Origin of the sequence: Kineococcus esterisolvens (assembly GCF_050871405.1) — a bacterium.
GTDB lineage: Bacteria > Actinomycetota > Actinomycetes > Actinomycetales > Kineococcaceae > Kineococcus.
This window is the reverse complement of sequence record NZ_JBJLRI010000030.1, coordinates 24,440-45,189: the sequence shown is the minus strand read 5'-3', so window position 1 is coordinate 45,189 and position 20,750 is coordinate 24,440. Positions and strand designations below refer to the sequence as shown.

Annotated in this window: 18 protein-coding genes and 1 pseudogene; 8 read left to right on the top strand and 11 right to left on the bottom strand. The window is 73.9% G+C overall.

The window, feature by feature from the left end:
- A partial coding sequence (locus ACRYR8_RS11380) for a thiamine pyrophosphate-binding protein (protein ID WP_432484649.1) occupies window positions 1-1,317 on the top strand: 1,317 nt, incomplete at its 5' end.
- Here the strand turns inward: ACRYR8_RS11380 and ACRYR8_RS11375 are convergent.
- Together ACRYR8_RS11375 and ACRYR8_RS11370 are read right to left on the bottom strand one after the other, a co-directional pair.
- A complete protein-coding gene (locus ACRYR8_RS11375) occupies window positions 1,304-2,110 on the bottom strand; it encodes a nuclease-related domain-containing protein (protein WP_432484647.1) in 807 nt (268 codons plus the stop codon). The two genes, ACRYR8_RS11380 and ACRYR8_RS11375, sit on opposite strands and share 14 nt — an antisense overlap.
- 82 nt (window positions 2,111-2,192) lie before the next feature.
- Window positions 2,193-2,576: an MmcQ/YjbR family DNA-binding protein gene (locus tag ACRYR8_RS11370; protein WP_432484646.1), complete on the bottom strand. Its 384-nt coding sequence runs from the start codon at window positions 2,574-2,576 to the stop codon at window positions 2,193-2,195.
- Window positions 2,577-2,742: 166 nt separating this feature from the next.
- Here ACRYR8_RS11370 and ACRYR8_RS11365 point away from each other — a divergent pair.
- Window positions 2,743-3,093: pseudogene (locus ACRYR8_RS11365) on the top strand (very short patch repair endonuclease); the annotation flags it as partial.
- Between the two features lie 44 nt (window positions 3,094-3,137).
- Here ACRYR8_RS11365 and ACRYR8_RS11360 read toward each other — a convergent pair.
- A complete protein-coding gene (locus tag ACRYR8_RS11360; protein ID WP_432484645.1) occupies window positions 3,138-3,590 on the bottom strand; it encodes a macro domain-containing protein in 453 nt (150 codons plus the stop codon).
- A gap of 31 nt (window positions 3,591-3,621) precedes the next feature.
- Window positions 3,622-4,407, bottom strand: coding sequence for a hypothetical protein (locus ACRYR8_RS11355; protein ID WP_432484644.1), 786 nt, complete (start codon window positions 4,405-4,407; stop codon window positions 3,622-3,624).
- An 80-nt stretch (window positions 4,408-4,487) separates the two neighbouring features.
- On the opposite strand from ACRYR8_RS11355, the gene ACRYR8_RS11350 reads away from it, so the two are divergent.
- Complete coding sequence (locus ACRYR8_RS11350) at window positions 4,488-5,021, top strand: DinB family protein (protein WP_432484643.1); 534 nt, start codon at window positions 4,488-4,490, stop codon at window positions 5,019-5,021.
- A 102-nt stretch (window positions 5,022-5,123) separates the two neighbouring features.
- Window positions 5,124-5,900: a hypothetical protein gene (locus ACRYR8_RS11345; protein WP_432484642.1), complete on the top strand. Its 777-nt coding sequence runs from the start codon at window positions 5,124-5,126 to the stop codon at window positions 5,898-5,900.
- Between the two features lie 12 nt (window positions 5,901-5,912).
- Here ACRYR8_RS11345 and ACRYR8_RS11340 read toward each other — a convergent pair whose 3' ends face one another.
- The gene (locus tag ACRYR8_RS11340; protein WP_432484641.1) at window positions 5,913-7,442 is read right to left on the bottom strand and encodes an ATP-binding protein; all 1,530 of its coding nucleotides are present in this window, start codon (window positions 7,440-7,442) and stop codon (window positions 5,913-5,915) included.
- Window positions 7,443-7,549: 107 nt separating this feature from the next.
- Here ACRYR8_RS11340 and ACRYR8_RS11335 point away from each other — a divergent pair, with 107 nt between their 5' ends.
- The 3 genes from ACRYR8_RS11335 (at window position 7,550) to ACRYR8_RS11325 (ending at window position 10,251) form a co-directional block, all read left to right on the top strand.
- Window positions 7,550-8,515 carry an exonuclease domain-containing protein gene (locus tag ACRYR8_RS11335; protein ID WP_432484640.1) on the top strand — a complete coding sequence of 322 codons (966 nt, stop codon included), beginning with the start codon at window positions 7,550-7,552 and terminating at the stop codon, window positions 8,513-8,515.
- Window positions 8,516-8,734: 219 nt separating this feature from the next.
- Window positions 8,735-8,995: a type II toxin-antitoxin system RelB family anti-toxin gene (locus ACRYR8_RS11330; protein ID WP_432484639.1), complete on the top strand. Its 261-nt coding sequence runs from the start codon at window positions 8,735-8,737 to the stop codon at window positions 8,993-8,995.
- Complete coding sequence (locus ACRYR8_RS11325; protein ID WP_432484638.1) at window positions 8,992-10,251, top strand: HipA domain-containing protein; 1,260 nt, start codon at window positions 8,992-8,994, stop codon at window positions 10,249-10,251. The genes ACRYR8_RS11330 and ACRYR8_RS11325 overlap by 4 nt, the downstream gene beginning before the upstream one ends.
- Window positions 10,252-10,481: 230 nt before the next feature.
- On the opposite strand, the gene ACRYR8_RS11320 is transcribed toward ACRYR8_RS11325, so the two are convergent.
- Window positions 10,482-13,574, bottom strand: a complete 3,093-nt coding sequence (locus ACRYR8_RS11320; RefSeq protein WP_432484652.1) for a DEAD/DEAH box helicase — start codon at window positions 13,572-13,574, stop codon at window positions 10,482-10,484.
- A 220-nt stretch (window positions 13,575-13,794) separates the two neighbouring features.
- Here ACRYR8_RS11320 and ACRYR8_RS11315 point away from each other — a divergent pair, with 220 nt between their 5' ends.
- Window positions 13,795-15,675: a DNA/RNA helicase domain-containing protein gene (locus ACRYR8_RS11315; RefSeq protein ID WP_432484637.1), complete on the top strand. Its 1,881-nt coding sequence runs from the start codon at window positions 13,795-13,797 to the stop codon at window positions 15,673-15,675.
- Between the two features lie 147 nt (window positions 15,676-15,822).
- On the opposite strand, the gene ACRYR8_RS11310 is transcribed toward ACRYR8_RS11315, so the two are convergent.
- The 5 genes from ACRYR8_RS11310 to ACRYR8_RS11290 all read right to left on the bottom strand — a co-directional run bounded on the left by ACRYR8_RS11310 (window position 15,823) and on the right by ACRYR8_RS11290 (window position 20,722).
- Window positions 15,823-16,371 (bottom strand): DUF6036 family nucleotidyltransferase, encoded by a 549-nt coding sequence (locus ACRYR8_RS11310; RefSeq protein WP_432484636.1) that lies wholly within the window; start codon window positions 16,369-16,371, stop codon window positions 15,823-15,825.
- On the bottom strand, window positions 16,368-16,913 hold the full coding sequence (locus ACRYR8_RS11305; RefSeq protein WP_432484635.1) for a helix-turn-helix domain-containing protein: 546 nt from the start codon (window positions 16,911-16,913) through the stop codon (window positions 16,368-16,370). The genes ACRYR8_RS11310 and ACRYR8_RS11305 overlap by 4 nt, the downstream gene beginning before the upstream one ends.
- 169 nt (window positions 16,914-17,082) lie before the next feature.
- The gene (locus ACRYR8_RS11300; RefSeq protein ID WP_432484634.1) at window positions 17,083-17,901 is read right to left on the bottom strand and encodes a hypothetical protein; all 819 of its coding nucleotides are present in this window, start codon (window positions 17,899-17,901) and stop codon (window positions 17,083-17,085) included.
- Entirely contained in the window at window positions 17,898-19,940 is a 2,043-nt protein-coding gene (locus tag ACRYR8_RS11295) for an alpha-galactosidase (protein ID WP_432484633.1), read from the bottom strand. The genes ACRYR8_RS11300 and ACRYR8_RS11295 overlap by 4 nt, the downstream gene beginning before the upstream one ends.
- A complete protein-coding gene (locus tag ACRYR8_RS11290; RefSeq protein WP_432484651.1) occupies window positions 19,937-20,722 on the bottom strand; it encodes a carbohydrate ABC transporter permease in 786 nt (261 codons plus the stop codon). Before ACRYR8_RS11290 ends, ACRYR8_RS11295 begins: the two co-directional genes overlap by 4 nt.
- Between the last annotated feature and the right edge of the window lie 28 nt (window positions 20,723-20,750).

Here is a 20,750-nt window from a genome sequence, read left to right as displayed (position 1 = left end):
CACAACGACCAGCCCGCGGCGGCCCGCAGCGGGGGGCCGGGCCCCGCCCCCGCCGACGCGGCGGTCAGCGCCGGCGCCGACGTGGGGCGGGCCGCCCCCCCCCCCCCCAACGAGCGCCGCACCGTCGTGCTGAACCTCCCGCTGGACGTCCAGGCGCAGCCGGCCCCGGACGGGGTTCCCGACCCGGTTCCCCCGGTCCCGCAGCCCGATCCCGTGCGACCCGGTCGCCGTGCCGTCGCGGAACTCGCCGCGCTGCTGCGCGCCGCCGAGCGGCCCGTGTTCGTCGCCGGCCGCGGTGCCCGCTCCGCCGGCCCGGTGCTGCGGGAACTGGGGGAGCGCACCGGCGCGCTGCTGGCGACGTCCGCCGTCGCGAACGGCCTGTTCCACGGCGAGGAGTTCGACCTCGGGATCTCCGGGGGTTTCTCCTCACCCACCACCGCGGACCTCGTGCGCGGCGCCGACCTGGTCGTCGGCTGGGGCTGCACGCTGAACATGTGGACGATGCGGCACGGAACCCTCATCGGGGACGGGGCGCGCGTCGTGCAGGTCGACGTGGAGGACGCCGCGCTCGGCGCGAACCGGCCGATCGACCTGGGCGTGCTGGGCGACGTCGCCGAGACGGCGTCCGCGCTGCTGGAGGAGCTCGGTGAGCCCGTGCGGGGCTACCGGAGCCCGGAGGTCGCCGGCCGCATCGCCCGCCAGGGGCGCTGGGCCGACGTCGAGACCCCGGACCTGTCGACCGCCACGGCCATCGACCCGCGGGTCCTCAGCCGCGAGCTGGACCGGCGGCTGCCCGCCGAGCGCGTCGTCGCGATCGACTCCGGCAACTTCATGGGCTACCCCAGCGCCTACCTCTCAGTGCCCGACGAGCGGGGGTTCTGCTTCACCCAGGCGTTCCAGTCCGTCGGTCTCGGGCTGGCCACCGCGATCGGCGCCGCGCTGGCGCAACCCGGCCGGTTGCCCGTGCTCGGCACCGGTGACGGCGGGCTGCTCATGGCGGCCGCCGAGCTGGAGACCGTGGTGCGCCTCGGGCTGCCGCTGGTGGTCGTCGTCTACGACGACGCCGCGTACGGCGCGGAGGTGCACCACTTCGGCCCCTCCGGCGCGGACACCTCCACCGTGACGTTCCCCGACACCGACCTGGCCGCCGTCGCCCGCGGGTACGGGTTCAACGGTGCCGTCGTGCGCACGGTCGCCGACCTCGACGCCCTCGACGAGTGGCTCGCCGGACCCCGCAGCGGGCCGTTCCTGATCGACGCGAAGATCGCGGACGACGGGGGTTCGTGGTGGCTGGCGGAGGCGTTCAAGGGGCACTGAGCAGCGCAAGCACCACCACGGCGACGAGGAGGGTCACCACCGCCAGCACGGCGCGCAGCAGCGCCCCGAGCACCGCGCGACGGCGCCGCCGCACCGGCCCGCGCGGTCGCGAGCGCACCGGCCGCACCGGAGCCGGGCGCCGCGCCGACGCACGCGGCGCGGGCACGGCGGCGGTGGTGAGCGCCTCGTCCAGCGGTGCTCCCGTGAGTTCCCTCGTCAGGACGTCGACGACCCGGGCCACCTCGCGCGGGCTCAGCACCGTCGGCAGGGCACGCAGCAGGTCCGCGACGGCGTCCCGGCTGACGACGGTCACCACCCCCACCTCCCGCGCGGGAACGTGCTGCTGCACCAGGCACAGCACGCCGAGCACGTCGCGGCGGTGCCGGGCGGGCACGTGCGTGGTGACGGCGGACGTCGCGGCCGCGACCCCGGTGAGCTCCCTCGCCATCGACCGGCCACCCACGCGCAGCTCGTCGTCGCGGGAGGACACCACCCCGGTCCAGTTCTTGCTGTCCACCACCACGACCCCGCCGGGGCCGATCGCGACGTGGTCGACGTTGGCGCGCTGCCGGCCGGGCCAGCGCAGGTCGTGCAGGAGCGTCCAGCCGTCCGCCTCCAGCACGGCCAGGGCCTCGGCGACGAGCTGTTCGCCCTGCGCACCGGCCTCCCAGTTGCGCTGTTCACGCTCCACCCGGGTCAGCTCGCGGCGCAGCTCCTCGGCGCGCGCGGCGTGCTCGCGCGCCTTCGCGGCGGCGCCGGCACCGGCGAACCGGACGGAGGAACGGGGGACCACGACGGTGCTTCGGCGCGTCCCGGCACCCGCTGGGGGAACCTCACCCGATCGGCGGAGCGCGCACGCCGCGCCGCGGCGCCCCTCACGGTCCCAGGCCCTCCCGCAGCCGACGGGGGGCCTTGGCCGCCCACGCGTCCTCGATGAGCTCCCGCAGGTCCTGCGGTGCGACGACCTCGAGCTGGACCAGCACCGCCGCGGACCGGTCGAAGTGCGGGATCGTGAACACGCCGGGAGCCCCGGCCCCCAGCACGGCCGCCTTCTCCCCGAGGTCCTCGACGGCCACCGCGAGGATCGGCCCACCGGGCACCCCGTCAGCGCCCGCGCGCCGCAGGTCGGCCTTCGAGAAGGGGCGCTCCCACGCGAACACCTTCCCGGCCACCATCCACGTCCGCCCGCCGTGGCGCTCGCCCTCGCTCACCCCGGGTAGCGCCAGCGCGGTGCGTGCCACGTCGTCGAAACCGCCCACGCAGGGCACCGTAGACCGGCGCGGCGACACGAGGGCCCGAGCACCGCACGCCGAGGGTGTGCACGGCGGCGACGCGGGCGCTCGCGCGGCGTACGGTGCGGCGGTGAGCGCGTGGGAGGAACCCGGTCCCGCCCCGCGCGCCTCCAGCGCCGTCGTCGCCGGGATCATGCGCCGCACCGGCCGGCGCGACACCGTCCCCGAACTGGCGCTGCGCCGCGAGCTGCACCGCCGCGGCCTGCGCTACCTCGTCGACGCCACCCCGCCGGGCACGAACCGGCGCCGCCGCGCGGACCTGGTGTTCCGCGGCGCGCGGGTCGCGGTGTTCGTCGACGGGTGCTTCTGGCACTCGTGCCCGGTGCACGTGCACCGGCCGAAGTCGAACGCCGCCTGGTGGCGGGTGAAGCTGGCCAGCACCACCGCACGGGACCGCGACACCGACGCCCGGCTCGCCGAAGCCGGCTGGCACGTGGTGCGGGTGTGGGAGCACGAGGACCCCGTCGCCGCCGCGGACCGCGTGCACGGGGGTCGTGCACGCGCGGGCTCGTCGTGGACGAGGTGCGTTCAGGCGCTGGGCGGCCGGGTGACGACCACCAGTTCCACGGGGGACTCGTCCCCGGCCCGCTGCAGCACCTCGCGCACGTCCGCCCAGTCCAGTCCGCCGATGCCGGCGCCGATGCGCGGAACCCCCACCCGGTCCAGGCCCCGGCGCTCGGCGTCCACGAGCGCCGCCCGCACGGTCGTGTCGATCGCGTCGAGCCGGGCGTCGGCGCCGGTCTCGACCTGGGTGGCGAGGTTGTAGACCACCAGCCCCTCGGCCGTCTCCCACGGCATGACGTCGCCGAGCTGGAATTCGCCCGCCAGGCACCGGTCGCGGTACGCGCGCGCCATGTCGGGCCAGCGGGCCTGGAACTGCAGGGCGATGCCGCCGGCCATGGAGCCGCGGCAGTTGCAGCCGTGGGCGAGGGCGGGCAGGCCGAGCTCGAACAGGTCGCCGTGGGTGCGGGTGGTGGGCACGGGGTCTCCTCCGTGGGGCGGGCCGGTGGGTTCAGACCGTGCACCGGTCCAGGGGCGCGGACACGTCGACGCCCACCCCCCGCAGCAGCGCGAGCGCGCCGTCCGGCAGGGCGTCCGGCCGGCCCCTCGGCGGGTTCCGGTAGCGGCGGGCGGCCTCCGGGTTCTGGGCGAGCGCGGCCGCGTCGATGTGCGACGGCAGGACGTACAGGTGCCACTGCAGGGGGGCGTCCCCGCGCTCCTCGGCGCGCAGCAGCTCCGAACCCCTGGTGGCCAGCAGCGTGAAGTCGCCGCGCGAGGAGATCGCGCAGACGGCGCGCACGTCCCCCGCCCCGGCGGTCAGCGCCTCCGCCGCCACCCGGAACGTGTTGCCGAACCGGCCGTGCACGTGCAGCAGCGCACCCTCGGCGTGCGCGGTCCACTCCGCGTGGCGCTCCTCCAGGGCACCCGCGAGCGCCGACACCGCTTCCGACGGGTCCGCGACGGGCGGCTCCTCCGGCGTCCCCGGCCGGTCAGCCGCTTCGGGGCCGAGGACGTGCACGGTGCCGGAGACGCGGGTGCCGTCCTCCGAGCTCAGCCGCACCCGGTCGCCGGGGCCCACCGGGACGTCCAAGACCTCCTCGACCGAGCCGGCGGGCAGGACGTCGACGTCCTCCCACGCCTCGTCCGCGCCGCGGGAGATCGAGACGAGCAGGTCCTCGGGGTCCGGTGCGCCCAGCCGCACGTGCAGGCCGTCGTCGTGCAGGACGACCTCGAGCAGCGCGGGCGGTGACCCGGAGCCGTGCTCGGCGGCGGCGGAGGGGACTTCGGCCGGGACCACGCCTTCACCGTAGGGGAGCGGCGCGGGTCCGTCACGGGTGGACGCGCCCCCACCGCGCACCGCCTGGCTACGGTGGGCGCGTGGACGACGGCAGCGGGGCGGTCAACGGCACGCGGGCGGGCATCACCGAGGCCGCCCACCACGGCGACGAGCGCACCACCGTGCTCGGTGTGCTGCAGCGCCAGCGCGACCTGGTGGCGTGGAAGCTGCGCGGCGCCGACGAGGACGCGCTGCGCTCGGCGACCACCCCCAGCGGGATGGGCCCGCACGGCCTGGTGCGCCACCTGACGAACGTCGAGCGTTCCTGGCTGCGCGACGTGTTCGCGGGTGAGGAGGGTCTGGAGTTCGACTGGAGCGACGACGACCCCGACGGGGAGTGGCGGGTGCCGGCGGACGTGACCGTCGAGCAGCTCCTGGCCGAGTACGCCGCCGAGTCCCGCCGGTGCGACGCGGTGGTGGCTGCCGCCGCGTCCCTGGACGCCACCGCCCACCGGCGGGACTCCTCGCTGCGCTGGATCCTGCTGCACCTGGTGGAGGAGACCGCCCGGCACCTGGGTCACCTGGACCTGCTGCGCGAGCAGGCCGACGGCGCCACCGGCGAGGAACCCGCCTGACCACCTCCCGCCGGGGTCCCGGGTCGTCCCGGGAAACTCCCCTCGCGGGTGGGCTCGCCTCGGTAGGGTCCCGACCTCTCGTCCCCGGCGAAGGGTCCCGCCATGTCCACCTCCCGCCCGGCGCGCTGGGGCGCCGCGGTGCTCCTCGCGGGGATCACCGCGTCCGCGTGCGGCGCCGAGCCGGCGTCTCCCGCCTTGGCGTCGGACAGCACGACGTCCCCCTCGGCCACCCCTTCCACGCCGAGCGGTGAGCCTTCTGCCACGCGGGAGGCGTTGCGGTGGAAGGAGGAGCACCTGACGGGTTCCGAGGGCACCTTCACCTGGGACGTCACCGTCCCGCGCGCTGCGGGCCCGGCGGTGGCCGGCGAGGTGAACCGCCGCGTGACCGTCTCCGCGGACCACGTGGTCGAGGCCGCCGCGGCCACCGTGCTCGACGGGGACCCGCCGCGCCTGCTCACGGGGGAGGGCACCGTCACCACCGACGACGGGCGCACCGTGCAGGTGCTGCTGGAGTTCGTCGACTCCACCGAGGGCACCGCCCACCCGACGACGTCCGTGACCACCGTCGTCCTCGACGTCGCGCGCCAGGAACCCGTGGTGCTCGGCGACGTGTTCTCCGACCCGCGCGCGGCGTTCGAGGCGCTCGCCCCCGTGGTGGAGGAGATCGCCGACGCGGCGGGGGAGCCCGTGACCGATCCGGAAGGGCTCGCGCCGGAGGAGGCGAACTGGGCGGCGTGGCAGTCCGGGGAGGACGGGATCACCTTCTGGTTCCAGGACCACCAGCTGGGTGGGCACGGCACCCGGCAGTACCTGGTGCCGTGGGACCGGGTCGAGCACCTCCTGACGCCGGGGGCGCGCGAGCTGCTGGGCCCCGTCTGAGGGAGCTGCTCGTCAGGGTTTGCGGTACCGCCGTCGCCGGTCCCGCGGGGGAGCGGTCGCCACGACCCGGCCCTGCTCGACGAGCTCGGTGAGGTATCGGGTCGTGACGAGGCGGCTGAACCCCAGCGCCGAGGCCAGGTCGGCGACGTGGTGCTCCCGGCCGTCGTCGAGCAGGTCGAGCAACGCCTGCACGCGTTGCTGCTTCGCCCGGGTCGGGGAAGCCGGTGGGGCAGGAGGTCCGCCACCGGCGGGTGCGGTGGTGCGGCCACGCGGGCCGATTGCCCTTTCGTCGACCGCGGGTGTGCGGCGGAGGACCACCCGGAAGCGCGTGAGGCTCGTGCGGAACTCCGGCAGGGGCAGCCCGGCGCGCCGCAGCAGGCCCGACATCACCGCGATCCCGCTGCCGCGGTTCTCGCACACGACCCGGTCGGTGCCCGGCAACGGGACGTCCGCGAGCAGCAGGGCGAGTCGGCTGTTGCGGCTGGAGGAGAGCTCACCGAGCGAGTCGGTGGTGACGGGGCCGAACAGGCCGCCGGGGCTGACGACCTCCAGGCGGTCCGGGTACATCTCCACCTGCACCTGGGTGCCGCGGCTGAGCGGGCCGTAGTCGCGGTGCATGACGGCGTTGACGACCGCCTCCCGCACGGCTTCGACCGGGTAGTCGTAGGTGTCGACGCGCCCGGCGCCGACCACGGTGGAACGCCGGGCCATGTTGCGGACCACGGCGTCGACGGTGTCCTCCACCACGACCGGCAGCGGCCCGGTGAGCGTCTGGTTGTCCAGGAAGCGTGGCCCGTCCACGGGCAGCGAGCCCATGTCGGTGGCGGGGACGTTGACGAAGGAGACGTGCAGCTGGGGGAGGAACTGCTGCGGGTACGTCCCGAGCGTCAGGAGCCCCGCCAGGCTCGGCACCAGGTGCCCCTCGTGGCGGACCAGGACGTTCAGGCGCTGCAGCGCCACGTCCTCGGGGACGTCACGGAACACCCGAGGCTGGCGTCGCCGGACGTGGGCGAGCAGGGCGGCCACGGCGTCGTCGTCGAGGTCCTCGCGCGACGCCCCGGTGGGCTCCACGTCGTGCAGCGGCTGGCCGTGGTTCTCGCGCAGCGCCTGCGTCTCGTAGTCGGTGAGGAGCCGGTCGCCCTCGTGGCTGCGGGTGTAGGAGCCGGCGCGCTCGCCGCGCGCGGTGACCCAGCACGGTTTGCGGTCGGCGGGCAGTTCGGGGACCCGGGCCGCCACGAGCGGGGCGCCGTCGACGTCGACCACGTCGATCTCGAGGCGCAGCGGTGGGGTCAGCTCCGTGGCGGCGGCCTCGTCGAGGAGCCGTGCGGTGCGCGGGGCGTCGAAACCGTCGGCGGGCCGGAACCCGGTGGCTTCGTCCACGCCGAGCAACAGGAGCCCACCCCGGTCGTTGGAGAAGGCGCTCAGCGTCTCGCGGACGCTCCTCGGCAGTCCGCCGGTCGCGGCCTTCGCCTCGACGGTGGCCGACTCGCCGTGCCGGCGCAGCAGCGCGAGCACCGTGCGCACCTCCTCGGGAGTGGGCACGGTGACTCCTCATCTACATCTACATCTACATGGTACGGACTATGTATATGTACCATGTGGGGACGAGGTCTTCCGCTCTCGTCGGACCGGGCGCGCATCATGGGCTCGTGCTCCCCCACACCCCGCCCGCCGACGTGCCCGACCCCCTCCCCGCGGACGTCGTCGCCCGCTACCCGCACCCCTACGCCGTCGTGGACGTCGAGACCACCGGCATGGACGCCTCCGCCGACCGGGTCGTGCAGGTCGCGGTGGTGCAGCTGGCCGCGGACGGGAGCGTGGAGGGTGCGTGGGACTCCCTGGTGGACCCCGGCCGCGACCCCGGCCCCACCCACGTGCACGGCATCAGCGCCGAGATGCTGCACGACGCCCCCGCCTTCGCGGACGTCGCCGGCAAGCTCGCGGACCTGCTCGCCGGGCGGGTGCTCGTCGCCCACAACGCCCCCTTCGACTGGGGTTTCCTGCACGAGGAGTTCAAGCGGACCAGCGCTGAGCACCGGGTGCCGCACTTCCTGTGCACGGTGACGCTGAGCCGGCGGCTGCGCCTGCCGTTGCCGGACCTCACCCTCGCCCGCGTCGCCGCGCACTGGGGCGTGACGCAGGAACGCGCCCACGACGCCGTCGACGACACCCGCGTGCTCACCGAGGTGCTGCGCGCCTCCCTGCGCGAGGCGGCCGAGCAGGGGATCGACCTGCCGCTGGTCCCGTTGCGGCAGAACCCGCCCACCCCGGCGCAGCGGCGCTGGCGGCGCCCGGCCACCGCACCGCGCACCCCCTGCGCGTTCACCGACCCGGGGCGCTGGGTGCCGGACGAGGCGCTGGTGCAGGGCACCAAGGTCGTCTTCAGCGGCGACACGACCACCCCGCGCGAGGACCTCATCGCCCGCTCGATCACCGCCGGTCTGGACGTGATGAACGGCGTCAGCCGCACCACCGGGTTGCTCGTGACCAACGAGCCGGACGCCGGGGTGCGCAAGGTGCTCGACGCGCGCAAGCACGGGGTGCCGGTGGTGGATGAGGAGGCGTTCGAGGCGCTGCTGGCGGGCATCGCGCCGGGGACGCCGAAGAAGGGGTGAGCGGCGTTCGGCAGCGTTGAAGGCCCGCATTTGGTAGCCCAGGAGGGGCGCAGAAGGTAGCGCAGGCCCCTGGCCGGACGACCCGACGCAGTGCGCTCGGCAGACAGGGAGCCACGTCGTGAGGCGGTACGAACCCTCACGGGATGCCCGCTGCGTGGGCCGGCATCGCCGCGCCACGTGCCTTGACAAGATTTCCTGGCATCAGTGAGTCTGGGACCTGTGACAGGAAATCCGGGCAGCCCGGGGGTGCGCCGTGCCGCGACCCCTGCTCAGCTCGGTCAGGCCCTCGCCGACCTGCGCCACGGGGCCGGGATGAACCAGCAGGAGCTCGCCGAGTGGGCCGGGGTGAGCCGGCAGTACGTCAGCCTGTTGGAGACCGGTGAGGTGTCGCTGCAGGTCAAGCGCCTCTTCGACCTCTTCGCCGTGCTCGGGCACGACCTCGCGGTCGTCCCCCGCGGCGCCGGCGCCCCGCGACCGTGAGCCCGCGCACGCCACCCCTGGCCGTGTGGCTGCGCGGCGAGCCGGTCGCGGAACTGGTGGAGGTCCGCAGCCGGCAGCTCAGACTCCGGTACCTGCCGGTGGCGGTCGAACGGTGGGGGAACGGCGCCGTCGTCCTCTCCGCGTCGCTGCCGGTGCGACCTGCCCCGTACAGCGTCGGCAGCACCCGGCCGTTCATCGAGGGGTTGCTGCCCGAGGGCGAGTTCCGCACCGCCGTCGAGCGCACCTTCGACGTTCCCCGCGGTGACGTGGCCCGCCTCCTCGCCGCCATCGGGGCGGACTGCGCCGGGGCCGTCCAGGTGCTCCCGGACGGTGAGCGCCCCGTCGACGACCTCGGCGGCACCGAGCCGCTGGACGCCGGCGGGCTCGAGGAAGCGCTCGCGGCCCTGCCGCAGCAACCCCTCGGCGTGGGTCACGGGGTGCGGCTGTCCCTCGCCGGCCGGCAGGACAAGCTCCTGCTCGCCCGCCGCCCCGACGGTTCGTGGGCGCGCCCCGTCGGTGGCGCCCCCTCGACGCATCTGCTCAAACCCCAGCCGGACACGTTCCCCGGCCTCGTGCAGCTCGAGGCGTTCGGCCTGGCCTTCGCCCGCCACCTCGGCGCCGACACCGCCTCCGCGGAGGTCCTCGAGGTGGCCGGCCGCCCGGTGCTCAGCGTCGCCCGCTACGACCGGCACGTCGGCGCGGACGGACGGGTGGTCCGCACGCACCAGGAGGACTTCTGCCAGGCGTGCGGGCGGCTGCCCGACGAGAAGCACCAGGCCGACGGCGGGCCCGGCTGGCGGGACATCGCCGCCGTCGTGCGGGCGGTGGCCGCCGACCCGCGAGCCGAGCTGCTGGCGCTCGCCCGTGCGCTGCTCACCACGGTGCTCGTCGGCAACGCCGACGCCCACGCCCGCAACTTCTCCCTGCTGCACACCGAGGGCGGCTCCCGGTTGGCGCCGTTGTACGACGTCGTGCCGACCCTGCACCTGGCCCGCACACCCGGCGCCGCGCCGCTGGAGCGCCGGACGGCCATGTCGGTGAACGGCCGGTGGGACGCCGACGGTGTCGACCGCGGCGACGTGCTGGCCGAGTTCTCGTCGTGGCCGCTGCCCACCCGGGCGGTGGAACGACTGCTCGACGAGGTCCTCGAGCGGGCGCTCGAGCCGTCGGTGGCGACGCTGACAGGAGCGCGCAAAGATGTGATCACCGCGATCGCGGCTCGGGCCGATCGGCTCGCCGGTTCGCCCAGGTCCTGACATCACCAGGAGAGGGATATGGTGCACCACACCGGGGCGCCGAGGAGCTCCCGGGTGATGGCGGCACCTGTTCGCTTCCGCAGCATGGTGGGCATCGTCGAGCGAAGTTTTCGGAGCGAGACGGCCGATTCGTCCCCCATTCAGACGCTGGCGAACTGCAGGGGCAGCGAGTGACGTACGTCGACACGCCTGTAGTCCCATAGGAGTAGCAGCAGGTGTTTCGCACTTGGTCAGCTGGCGTTGACGAGCGCCGCCTCGCTGAAGAAGTCCATTGGCATCGCGTGGTGCAGCCGCCACGTGATACCGATGGGTCGCTCGCCCTGGTGCGAGATGTAGTCGGCCGGCCCGAGGAACAGGTACGGCTCGGCGCCCAGGTCGCCCTGCTTGCGCTGCCGCGCGAAGAGCAGCACGTGAGTGCCCATCGCGCGGTGGTTCAGGTAGCGCTGGCCCGTCGGTGAGGCGACCGTCGTGCGTGACTGCGACTCCCAGTGGAACAGCTCCCGCGTCAACGGGTAGTCGCGGTACATCGTCGTCGGGGAGTAGTCGGCTTCGGACTTCGTCAGGGTGATGAGCAAGGCGTCGACGCGCCGCTCGGGCGCCCAGACGACACCTTCGCGGAACGACATCGGCGGGCGAGCGGTAGTGGCGACATCGAGCGCGCTGACGATCTCGTCGCGGGAGTAGCGGGCGTGGACGCTGAGCGGCAGGTCGGCGAGCTCGCCGGTGAGCGGCGTCGTCGGGTGCCGGGCCGCGTCGAAGGCGATGTCGATGAGCTGGCTCAGCTCGTCGCGCACCGCGGGTTCCGCGCGCAAGCTGTCCAGAACTGCGCTCACGTCACCCGGGGCGCCGGAGGGCCACAGGCTCGCCGCGAGCATCCCGGCGAGGTGGCGCTCGATGGGGGAGAGGGCGTCGGCGGTCACGTCGTCGCTGAGCAGCCGGTGGTAGGCGTCGCGGCGCATCCGGTCGTCGACGTGGGTGACGGCGCGCACCCGCTTCAGCAACGCGGTCTCCGCGGGGCCGGCCGGCCGCGTCTCCGTCCCGGCGCGGCGGCGCAAGTCCGTCCACGAGCGGTTGCTGCCGAGCAGCTCCCGCACGCTGAGCCCGCTGGCGGTGAGGAACCCGGCGATGCTGCTGCTCGGGTGCGTCCGCACTTCGCTGACGAGCGCGGGGGTGCGCGGACTGAGCTGGCGCTTGATGCTCGTGACGACGCGTTCCTGCACCACCTCGTCGAGGACGATGGAGCACCCCGCGGGCAGGAAGGGGAACCCCTGCTCGGCCTGGTGCTGCAGCGCGCCGCGGCTGACACCGGTGAGCGCGCGGAAGCGGGTGTCGAAGCGGAAGTCGGCGTTCTGGTGGCCGACGAAGTCCAGCGCGGTCAGCACCGCCTTGCCGGGGGAGGTGCGCAGACCGCGGCCGAGCTGCTGCAGGAAGATGGTCGAGGACTCCGTGGGCCGCAGGAAGAGGACGGTATCCACCTGTGGAACGTCGACGCCCTCGTTGTAGAGGTCGACGGCGAAGAGGATGCGCACATCACCCTCCTTCAACCGCCGCAGCGCCGCCGTCCGCTCCTCGGGGGTGCTGCTGCCGCTGACGGCCAGCGCATCGATGCCCGCCTCGCGGAAGACGCGCGCCATGTAGTGCGCGTGCTCGACGCTGACGCAGAAGCCGATCGCCCGCATCGAACCCACGTCGCCCACCCGGCGGCGCAGCTCCCGCAGCACCAGGCGTGCCCGGGCGTCGTCGCCGGTGTAGAGGCTCGTCAGGCCCTCGACGTCGTAGCGTCCGCGACGCCAGGTGAGGTCGCGAAGATCGGTGCCGTCGTCCACGGCGAAGTAGTGGAACGGCACGAGCAGGTCGTCGGCCAAGGCGTCCCACAACCGCAGCTCCGCCGCGGTGCGCCCGCCGAAGAGCGCGAGCACGTCCTGACCGTCGGCGCGCTCCGGCGTCGCCGTGAGCCCCAGCAGCTCGATCGGCTCCAGCCGGTCGAGGATGCGCTGGTAGCTGCCGGCGCTGGCGTGGTGGCACTCGTCGAGCACGACGACGTCGTACTGGTGCGGGTCCAGCCTGTTGAGGAGGTCGGCGTTCAGCGACTGTACGCTGGCGAAGACGTGTCGACCCCGGCGCGGGCGCTCCCCGCCGACGAGCAACTCCCCGAACGCGCCGTCGCCCAGCACCTCCCGGTAGGTGCGCCGCGCCTGCTCCAACAGCTCCCGGCGGTGGGCGACGAACAGCAGCGTCAGGTCGCGCCCGTGCTGCTCGCGCAACTGCCGGTAGTCGAAGGCGGCCAGGACGGTCTTGCCGGTGCCGGTGGCCGCGACGACGAGGTTGCGGTGCCGGTCGTGCAGTTGCCGCTCCCCGGCGAGCTGCTCGAGCATCTCCTGCTGGTGCGGGCGCGGGATGACCTCCAACCCCGACAAGTCGACGGATGTCCCCGGTCCGCGTTGTCCGCCGGCCTCGGCGAGCGCGGCATCCAGTCGGTCGCCGTCGCGCGCCGGTACGTACTTCTCGAAGGTGCTGCTGGCCCAGTAGCTGGTGAAGGTCGCGTCGAACTTCTCCAGCAGCGGCCGGTTCGCCACCGCCGAGAGCCGCACGTTCCACTCCAGCCCGTCCAGCAGCGCGGAGCGCGACAGGTTGGAGGACCCCACGTAAGCGGTGCTGAAGCCGGTGTTGCGATGCACCACCCACGCCTTCGCGTGCAGCCGGGTGCGGGTCGTCTCGTAGATGACCTTCACCTCGGCGCCGAACTCATCCACGAGGGCGTCCACGGCTCGGCGCTCCGTCGCTCCCATGTACGTCGTCGTGATGACCCGGAAGGGCACGCCGCGGTCCTTGAGGTCCCGAAGCGCGCTCTCCAGCAGCCGCAGCCCCGACCACTTGACGAAGGCGCACAGCAGGTCGACGCGGTCCGCGCTGGCCAGCTCCGCCCGCAGCTCCGCCGCGAGGCTCGGGTCGGCAGTGCTGTTCGTCAGCAGGGCCGCCTCCGACAGCGGGGTCGCTGGCCGCACCGTCGACGGCTGCGTCAACGCGCGCCGTCGGTGCGCCGCGAGGAGCTGTTGAGGTGCCCCCTTCTCGTCGGGGACGGGAACCGCGCCGTGCTCGCCTAGGACACCCAGCAGGGCGCCCACCAGGGTGAGCCGCCCCGTCTGGTCAGTCGTCGCCTCCAGCGCGCGCTGGACGATCGAGCTGACGTGACGGGCGAGGACGTGTGGTGCATCGGCGTCGTCGACGCCGCGGACGACCGTCGCCCAGTCCTCGGCGCGGGCCAGGGTTACGGCCAGGTCGGTGGCCACCAGGCTCTCGTGCAGTCCCTCTGCGAGGTCCATGGTTGACGACGCCCACTCCGCGCTCACGGCGACACCTTCTCAGACGATGGTCATCCAGGTGGTCGGATCGCGTGTCCTCCCACCGCGTACAGCGGCACCGCGGCAGTTGACGCCTGTAGCTTGTGACCGCGGCCCGACTGGCTTCCACCGCCCATGCATTGGCTGGGCACAGGACACGCCCCCACCCGCACGAGACTTCGTGCTGCCTTGGGGATGTCCTGTGTCGTTGGTCCGTCGTTCCGCCGCTCAGCTCAAGGACGAGCTGCCCACCGGCTCCGTCGTGGAGGCGCTCATCGAGCAGATGCTCTACACGGCAGGCCACGGGCCCAGTCCGAGCGAGCGAGCCTCGTGGGAGAAGAGCCTGCCGGTGCTCGCCGCCGACCTCGTCGAGGCCGGGCTCGGGGACGTCGAGGTGCTGCTCGAACACCGGTTGCCGCTGACGTCGAAGCGCACGGACGTCGTGCTCGCCGGTGTGCATCCGACCACGGGCCGGTCCTCCTACGTGGTGGTCGAGCTGAAGCAGTGGAGTGCTGCGCACCGCTTCGAAGGCAACCCCGACCTCGTCGTGGTGCCGGGCATGGCGGGTCCGCCGAAGCTGCACCCGGTCAAGCAGGTGCGCGGGTACGTCGAGTACCTGCTCGACTTCACCCGTTCCCTGGAGTTCGCGCAGGACGCCGTCGCCGGCGTCGCCTACCTGCACAACGCCACCCAGCCCGGAGCGGTCGCGGAGCTGGGCGACTACACGATGGACCGGGCGGGCCGGCTCTTCACGGGTGCTGAGAGCGGCGCGTTGCGCGACTACCTCCGCACCCGTCTCGCGCCGGGAGTTTCCGGTGCGTTGGCGGCGGACGAGCTGCTCGGGTCGAAGGTGGCACCGTCGCGGCAGCTGCTCGAGGTCGCCGCCGATGAGATCCGGGACCGTGAGCAGTTCCGCCTCGTCGGCGAGCAGCAGGAGGCGGTGGACCTCGTGCTGCACCAGGTGAAGCAGGCGAAGGCCGGCAACAGCAAGCGCATCGTCCTCGTCACCGGTGGGCCCGGCAGCGGCAAGAGCGTCGTCGCGCTCTCCCTGCTCGGCGAGTTGTCACGCAAAGGCCAGACCGTCCTGCACGCCACGGGTTCGCGCTCCTTCACGCAGACGTTGCGCAAGGTCGCCGGGAAGCGGGCACCGAAGGTGCGATCCCTGTTCAAGTACTTCAACGACTTCATCGTCGCGGAACCCAACGACCTCGACGTCCTCATCCTCGACGAGGCGCACCGCATCCGTGAGACGTCGGCGAGCCGGTGGACGCCCGCGGCTCACCGGACGGGGCGTCCTCAGGTCGAGGAACTCATCGCCGCCGCACGGGTACCGGTGTTCCTGCTTGACCAGCACCAGGTCGTCCGGCCGGGGGAGATGGGCTCGAAGGAGGAGATCACCCGGCACGCGCAGCGCCTCGGGCTGGACGTTCTCACCGTGGAGCTGGACGCGCAGTTCCGCTGCGGTGGCAGCGCCGAGTACGTGCGCTGGGTGCAGCGGCTGCTCGGCCTCGACGACGCCGATGTGGAGGACTGGGCCGGTGACGACACCTTCGAGGTGGTCGTCGCGGACACCCCCGAGGAGATGGAGCAGTTCCTCGCCGCCAAGCGTGAGGAGGGGTACTCCGCGCGCATGTCCGCCGGGTACTGCTGGCCGTGGAGCAAGACGCCTTCCCCGGGCGGCGGCCTGGTGCCCGACGTGCGCATCGACGACTGGGCGCGGCCGTGGAACGTCCCCGGCGACCGCGCCGTCGGTGACGCCCCACCCGCGGCGCTGTGGGCGACCGAACCTGGAGGCTTCGGGCAGGTCGGCTGCATCTACACCGCCCAGGGCTTCGAGTACGACTGGAGCGGCGTCATCATCGGGCCGGACCTGCTGTGGCGGGACGGCCGGTTCGTCAGCGATCGCTCCGCCAACAAGGACCCAGACTTCCGCAACCGCACCCGGGTCAGTGACGCAGACTTCGATCGGCTCGTGCGCAACGTCTACAAGGTGCTGCTCACCCGCGGCATGGTCGGGACGGTGCTCTACGCCACCGACGAGGAGACGCGGCGGCAACTGCGGCATCTCATGTCGAAGGGTTGATCGACTTCGCGCCGTAGTCAAGGTTGTTGCTCAACCTTGACTACGGCGTCAGCATCCCTCATGTCGTAGGCCCTGTCGGGGTCCTGATCCAGTCACGGCAGTCCGGGACCCCGCTGCGAGAGCGTCAGCCGTGCTGCTGCCGGCGCTTCACCCGTGAGCCCGTCGGTCGTGCCCGTCGATCCAGCGCAGTACGCGCGTGGTGCGTGAGCGTGGCGGGGGCAGTAGCGCAGCCCTCTCCCGCAAGGTCTCGCACGAGACGAAGCCCACCTCGATCAGCGCGGAGACGAACTCGTAGTCCTTCATGCGTGCTGCGACGAGCTTGGCGATCGCGAGGTCGTGCGCCTCCAGGCAGTGCGCCCGCCCCGGCGCGCTGGACCGGCTCTCCCACACGACGACTCGCTCGCGCCAGCCCTCGGGCAGGACCGCGGTGCTCACGGACACGCCCTGAGCGTAGTAGCCGTACATCTGGTGGAAGCCGCTGTCCTCGCCGATGGCGCCGTCGACCGCATCGGACTTGCGGTTGTCCGGATCGTCCCAGAAGGCGACGTCCGCCTCCACCGAGCCGATCACCGGATCGGGCAGGTCGTCCTCGTCGAAGGACCCCAGGATCGACTGCGAGCCGATCACCACGACGTCGGGATCGTCGGCGATCTGGCTCGCCGCCCGCAGGATGTGAGCCAGGTGCGCGCGCTTCACTCCGCGCCCCACGGCGAGGACGCCGAGGAGTGCTGGGCGAAGGCCTCGCGCACGCGCCTGCGCTCCTCCTCGGACAGCACGGCGGCGAAGGGCGAGTTCTGGCGCAGCTCTCGCGCCCGCGGGGACGGGGAGGTCAGGGCCGTCAGGACGCCCTCGACGGGCCCGTCGAGCAGGTCCGCCCACTCCGCCAGCCACTTCGCCACCTGCCCTCGCGAGTGGCGCTCACGCAGCACGGCCAGGTTGGCGCGCGCCTGCGCGATCGTGGTCTCCGGGTCGGTGACCAGGTGGCCGGCGACGGCGTGCGCCAGCCACAGGCTGCGGCGCTGGTCCCGGCTCAGGCGCGCGCCCGTGGCGCGCAACGCCTCCACGTCAGCGCGGCGCACCCGGCGGTGCACGCCCGTCGTCGTGTGGGGCAGGTCGCCGCGCTCGCACAGGTTGACGACGTGCTGGCGCGAGACGCCGAGGAGGCGCGCGGCCTCACCGGTGGTCAGCCACTCATCGCTGACCGAGGACCGGGTGTCCTCGAAGACGGCGGTACGCATGGGGAGAAGGTAGGGGGTGAAACACAACAGACACAATATCAGTGCGCGATGGTTGCGCTTTTAGCGGCTCAGCGGGGCACGGATCGCTGTGCGTGCGTCGGTGCGGCGATGACCCTGGTGGTCCTCGTCGTCCGAGCGGCGTGCCGTCCGGGCGCGCGCACGCCGGCTGTCAGCCCTCGCGGTGCGCGGTGAGCGTCAGCCGCCACGTGAGCTGGCCGCCGGCGTCGAGCACTCCGGTCTCCCCGGCGCCCGCGGTCGCCAGGTCCGCGGTCGCGCCGAGCAGCGGCTCGACGCCCACGGACCGGTAGGGCGCCGCCTGCGGCCACCCGCGGAGGTTGCGCCACACCACGAGGGACACCGGACCGGTGCCGCGCAGCACCTGCCACCGCAGGGACAGCCGCTCGACGCCATCGAGGATGTCGAGGCGGTCGGTGGCGACGACGGCGCAGCGGGCGGTGCCGTCGTCCGCACCGAGCACGTCGAGCGGGACGCCGGCGCCGTCGGGCCAGGTGGTGCGCACGGACCGGCCGGGCGCCGGCTGGTCGAGCACGGTCACGCCCGGCGCGCCGGGGATGACGAGGCGGGCGGCGGGGGAGAGGTCGAGGAGGGCGTGCACGGCGTGCAGCACGTGCGCGCCGGGTGGGCCGGTCACCTCGTAGGCGGCGACCACGGCCCCGTCCTGCACGGACAGCGAGCGCCGCAGCGACAGCGCTCCCGTCCGCACGGACGCGCGGCCCGGCCCTTCGGTGGTCCACGCCTGCGACCACACGTCGCCGTGGTCGGGTGTGCCGCGCAGGGTGGGGAAGCACTCCTCCACCCCGCCCGCGTCGACGAACGCGTCACCGGGGCGCACGGCGGTGCGGGCCGCTGCGGGCGCGGCGGGGTTGCACCAGAGCCACTCCCGTTCGGGCGTGCGCAGGGACGTCCACCGCCCGCCGTGGGCGTCGTCGGTTTCCACGAGGAGCGGGCGCGGGCGCCAGGTGCTCACACGCGGTCCAGCACGATCACGTCGCAGTCGCCGCGCGACCACGTCACCACCAGCCCGTCCTCCACCCGGACCGTGGAACCGTCCGAGCGGGAGCGCAGCAGCGTCCCGGTGGGCAGGTCGCCCAGCGGCACCCGCCAGGCGGTGGGGCGGCCAGGCCGCGCCCACGCCAGCAGGACCACCGCCTCCTCGCCCGTGTACTGCACCGCGTACGCGGCATCTGCGGGGGTGCCGTGCCGGCGCACCAGGCCGCCGTGCAGGACGTGCCGCACCGAGCGGTGCAGCGCCACCAGTTCGCGCACCCGCTCCCGCTGCTCGGGGCTCCAGCGCAGCAGATCCCCGCCCAGGCCCATCACCCCGGCCATCGCCACGACGCACCGGAAGTCGACGCTGACGCGCTCGCGGTCCAGCACGTCCGGCTCGTCGGTCACCCACGAGCTCATCACCCACGCCGGGTGGGCGGACAGGAACCCGTGCTGCACGGCCAGCCGGTCGCGCGGGCCGGTCTCGTCGCTGGGCCACACCACGTCGGTACGGACCAGCACCGCCAGGTCGATGCGGCCGCCGCCGCCCGCGCACGCCTCCACGGTGACGTGCGGGAACTCCTCCCGCAGCGCATCCAGCACGCGGTGGTAGGCCTGCGTGTGCCGCCAGGACCAGTCGTCCCCGCCGGGCACGGCGGCGCCGCCGTCGGTGATCGCGCGGTTCATGTCCCACTTCAGGTAGCTGATCCCGTAGCGGGTCAGCAGCCGGCGCAACTGCGCCAGCACCCACGCCTCCACCTCCGGCCGGCCCAGGTCGAGGACGAGCTGGTGGCGCAGCCGCACCGGGTCCCGGCCCGGCGCGCGGTGCACCCACTCGGGGTGGGCGCGGAACAGGTCGCTGTCCTCGTTGACGGCCTCCGGCTCCACCCACAGCCCGAACCGCAGGCCGCGCTCGCGCACGCCCGCGACCAGCGGCTCCAGCCCGCCGGGGAACTTGGCCTCGTCGACGTCCCAGTCGCCGAGCCCGGCGCGGTCGCAGGTGCGGCCGCGGAACCAGCCGTCGTCGACGACGAAGACCTCCGCGCCCAGGTCGGCGGCCACCTCGGCCAGTGCGAGCTGGTGCTCCACCCGCACGTCGAAGCCGGTGGCGTACCAGGAGTTCGCCACCACCGGCCGGTGCTCGGGGCCGGTGGAGCGGGCCAGGGTGCGCTGGTACGCGTGCCACGCCTGCGCGGCCTCGTCCGGGCCGCCGGGCACCCACAGCCCGGCCAGCTGCGGGGTGGTCACCGACCCGCCCGGCGGCAGCGTCACCACGCCCGCCTCGTCGTCGGGGCCGCCGGCCACGCGCACGTGGTCGGTGAACGGCACGGCCTCCACCTGCAGCCGCCACGACCCGCTCCACGCCAGCGCCACCGCGTACGTGCCGGCGTCCCGGTCGTCGCGGGCGCGGACGGTGACGACGGGGGAGGCGCCGTGCGAGGTGATGCCCTGCCGGCTGCCCAGGCTGAACGTCCCGACCGGCAGGTCCACGACGGCCTCGGTGAACTCCCGCGACCACGCGCCCGTCAGCGTCCCGACGCGCGCGCCCGGCCCGACCGGCGGAGTGAACGCGCCGCCCCAGCAGCGCAGTAGCTCCACCGCGTGCGGGGAGCGGTTGCGCACCACCGCGTGCTTGGTGACCACGTCGTGGGCGGTGCTGCTGCGCAGCACCAGCTCCACGTCCACCTCGGCGACCTCGTCGGTGAACGGCGCGCGCAGTTCGTGCACCTCTCCGCCGACCGTCAGCGTCACCTCGCCGGCGGCGCGCAGCCGGACACCGCGCAGCCCGTCGGCGCGGCGGGCGACGAGCTCGGCGGCGTGCGCGGAGCGGGTGCCCAGCGCGGTGGCCTCCAGCGGCAGCAGGTCCAGCGGCGTCTCGAAGGACGTGCGCCGCGGCGCCGGGGCCGGCTGCGCACCGTCGCGGGCGCCCCAGTGCACGCGCACCAGACCCGCCCCGTCCGGGGCGAGCGCGACGACGTGCTCCCCGGAGCGGGTCGGCAGCGTCCACGGGCCGCTCACTTGTTCGAGCCGACCAGCAGCCCGGAGACGAACTGCTTCTGGAAGAGGAAGAACACGACCGCGGTGGGGATCGCCGCGACGAGCGAGGCCGCCGCGATGACGTTCCACGCGCTGGAGTACCCGCCCATGAGGTTCAGCAGCGCCGCCGTGATCGGGAACTTCGACTCCGAGCGCAGGACCGTCAGCGCCCAGATGAGGTCGTTGAAGATCCACGTCGTGGCCAGGGCCGCCAGCGCCGCCATCGCCGGGCGGCTCAGCGGCAGGACGATCCGCAGGTAGATGCGCCCCGCGCCCGCCCCGTCCAGGCGGGCGGCCTCGAACAGCTCCTCCGGCAGCCCTCGCATGAAGCCGTGCAGCACGAAGGTGTAGAAGCCGATGCCGAAGCCCACCTGCACCGCCACGAGCGCGAAGAGGGTGTCGGCGATGCCGAGGGACTCGCTGATGCGCGCCACCGGCACGAGCAGGATCTGCGGTGGCAGCAGGTTGCCGGCCAGCATCGCCAGCAGGATCGTCTTGCGGCCCGGGATCGTGAAGCGGCTCAGCGAGTACGCCGCCCACGACGACAGCAGCAGCGAGGCCAGCACGGCGCACGCGGTCACGGTGATGCTGTTGCCCAGCGCCCGCACCAGCCCACCGCCGCTGAAGGCCGTGGTGAAGCCGTCGAGCGTGAAGGACGCCGGCAGCGCCGCCAACCCGCGGGCGGCGATGTCGTCGAAGGAGCGGAACGCGATGAGCCCGACGTAGGCGACGGGACTCAGCCACAGCAGGGTCAGCGGCACCATGACCACGTGCAACCACGGCGAGCGGGCT

Coding starts and splice junctions, on each gene's coding strand:
- ACRYR8_RS11345 (WP_432484642.1), top strand. CDS start 5,124: ATGTCCACCTCCCGCCCGGCGCGCTGGGGCGCCGCGGTGCTCCTCGCG.
- ACRYR8_RS11320 (WP_432484652.1), bottom strand. CDS start 13,574: ATGGACCTCGCAGAGGGACTGCACGAGAGCCTGGTGGCCACCGACCTG.
- ACRYR8_RS11305 (WP_432484635.1), bottom strand. CDS start 16,913: ATGCGTACCGCCGTCTTCGAGGACACCCGGTCCTCGGTCAGCGATGAG.
- ACRYR8_RS11290 (WP_432484651.1), bottom strand. CDS start 20,722: ATGGTGCCGCTGACCCTGCTGTGGCTGAGTCCCGTCGCCTACGTCGGG.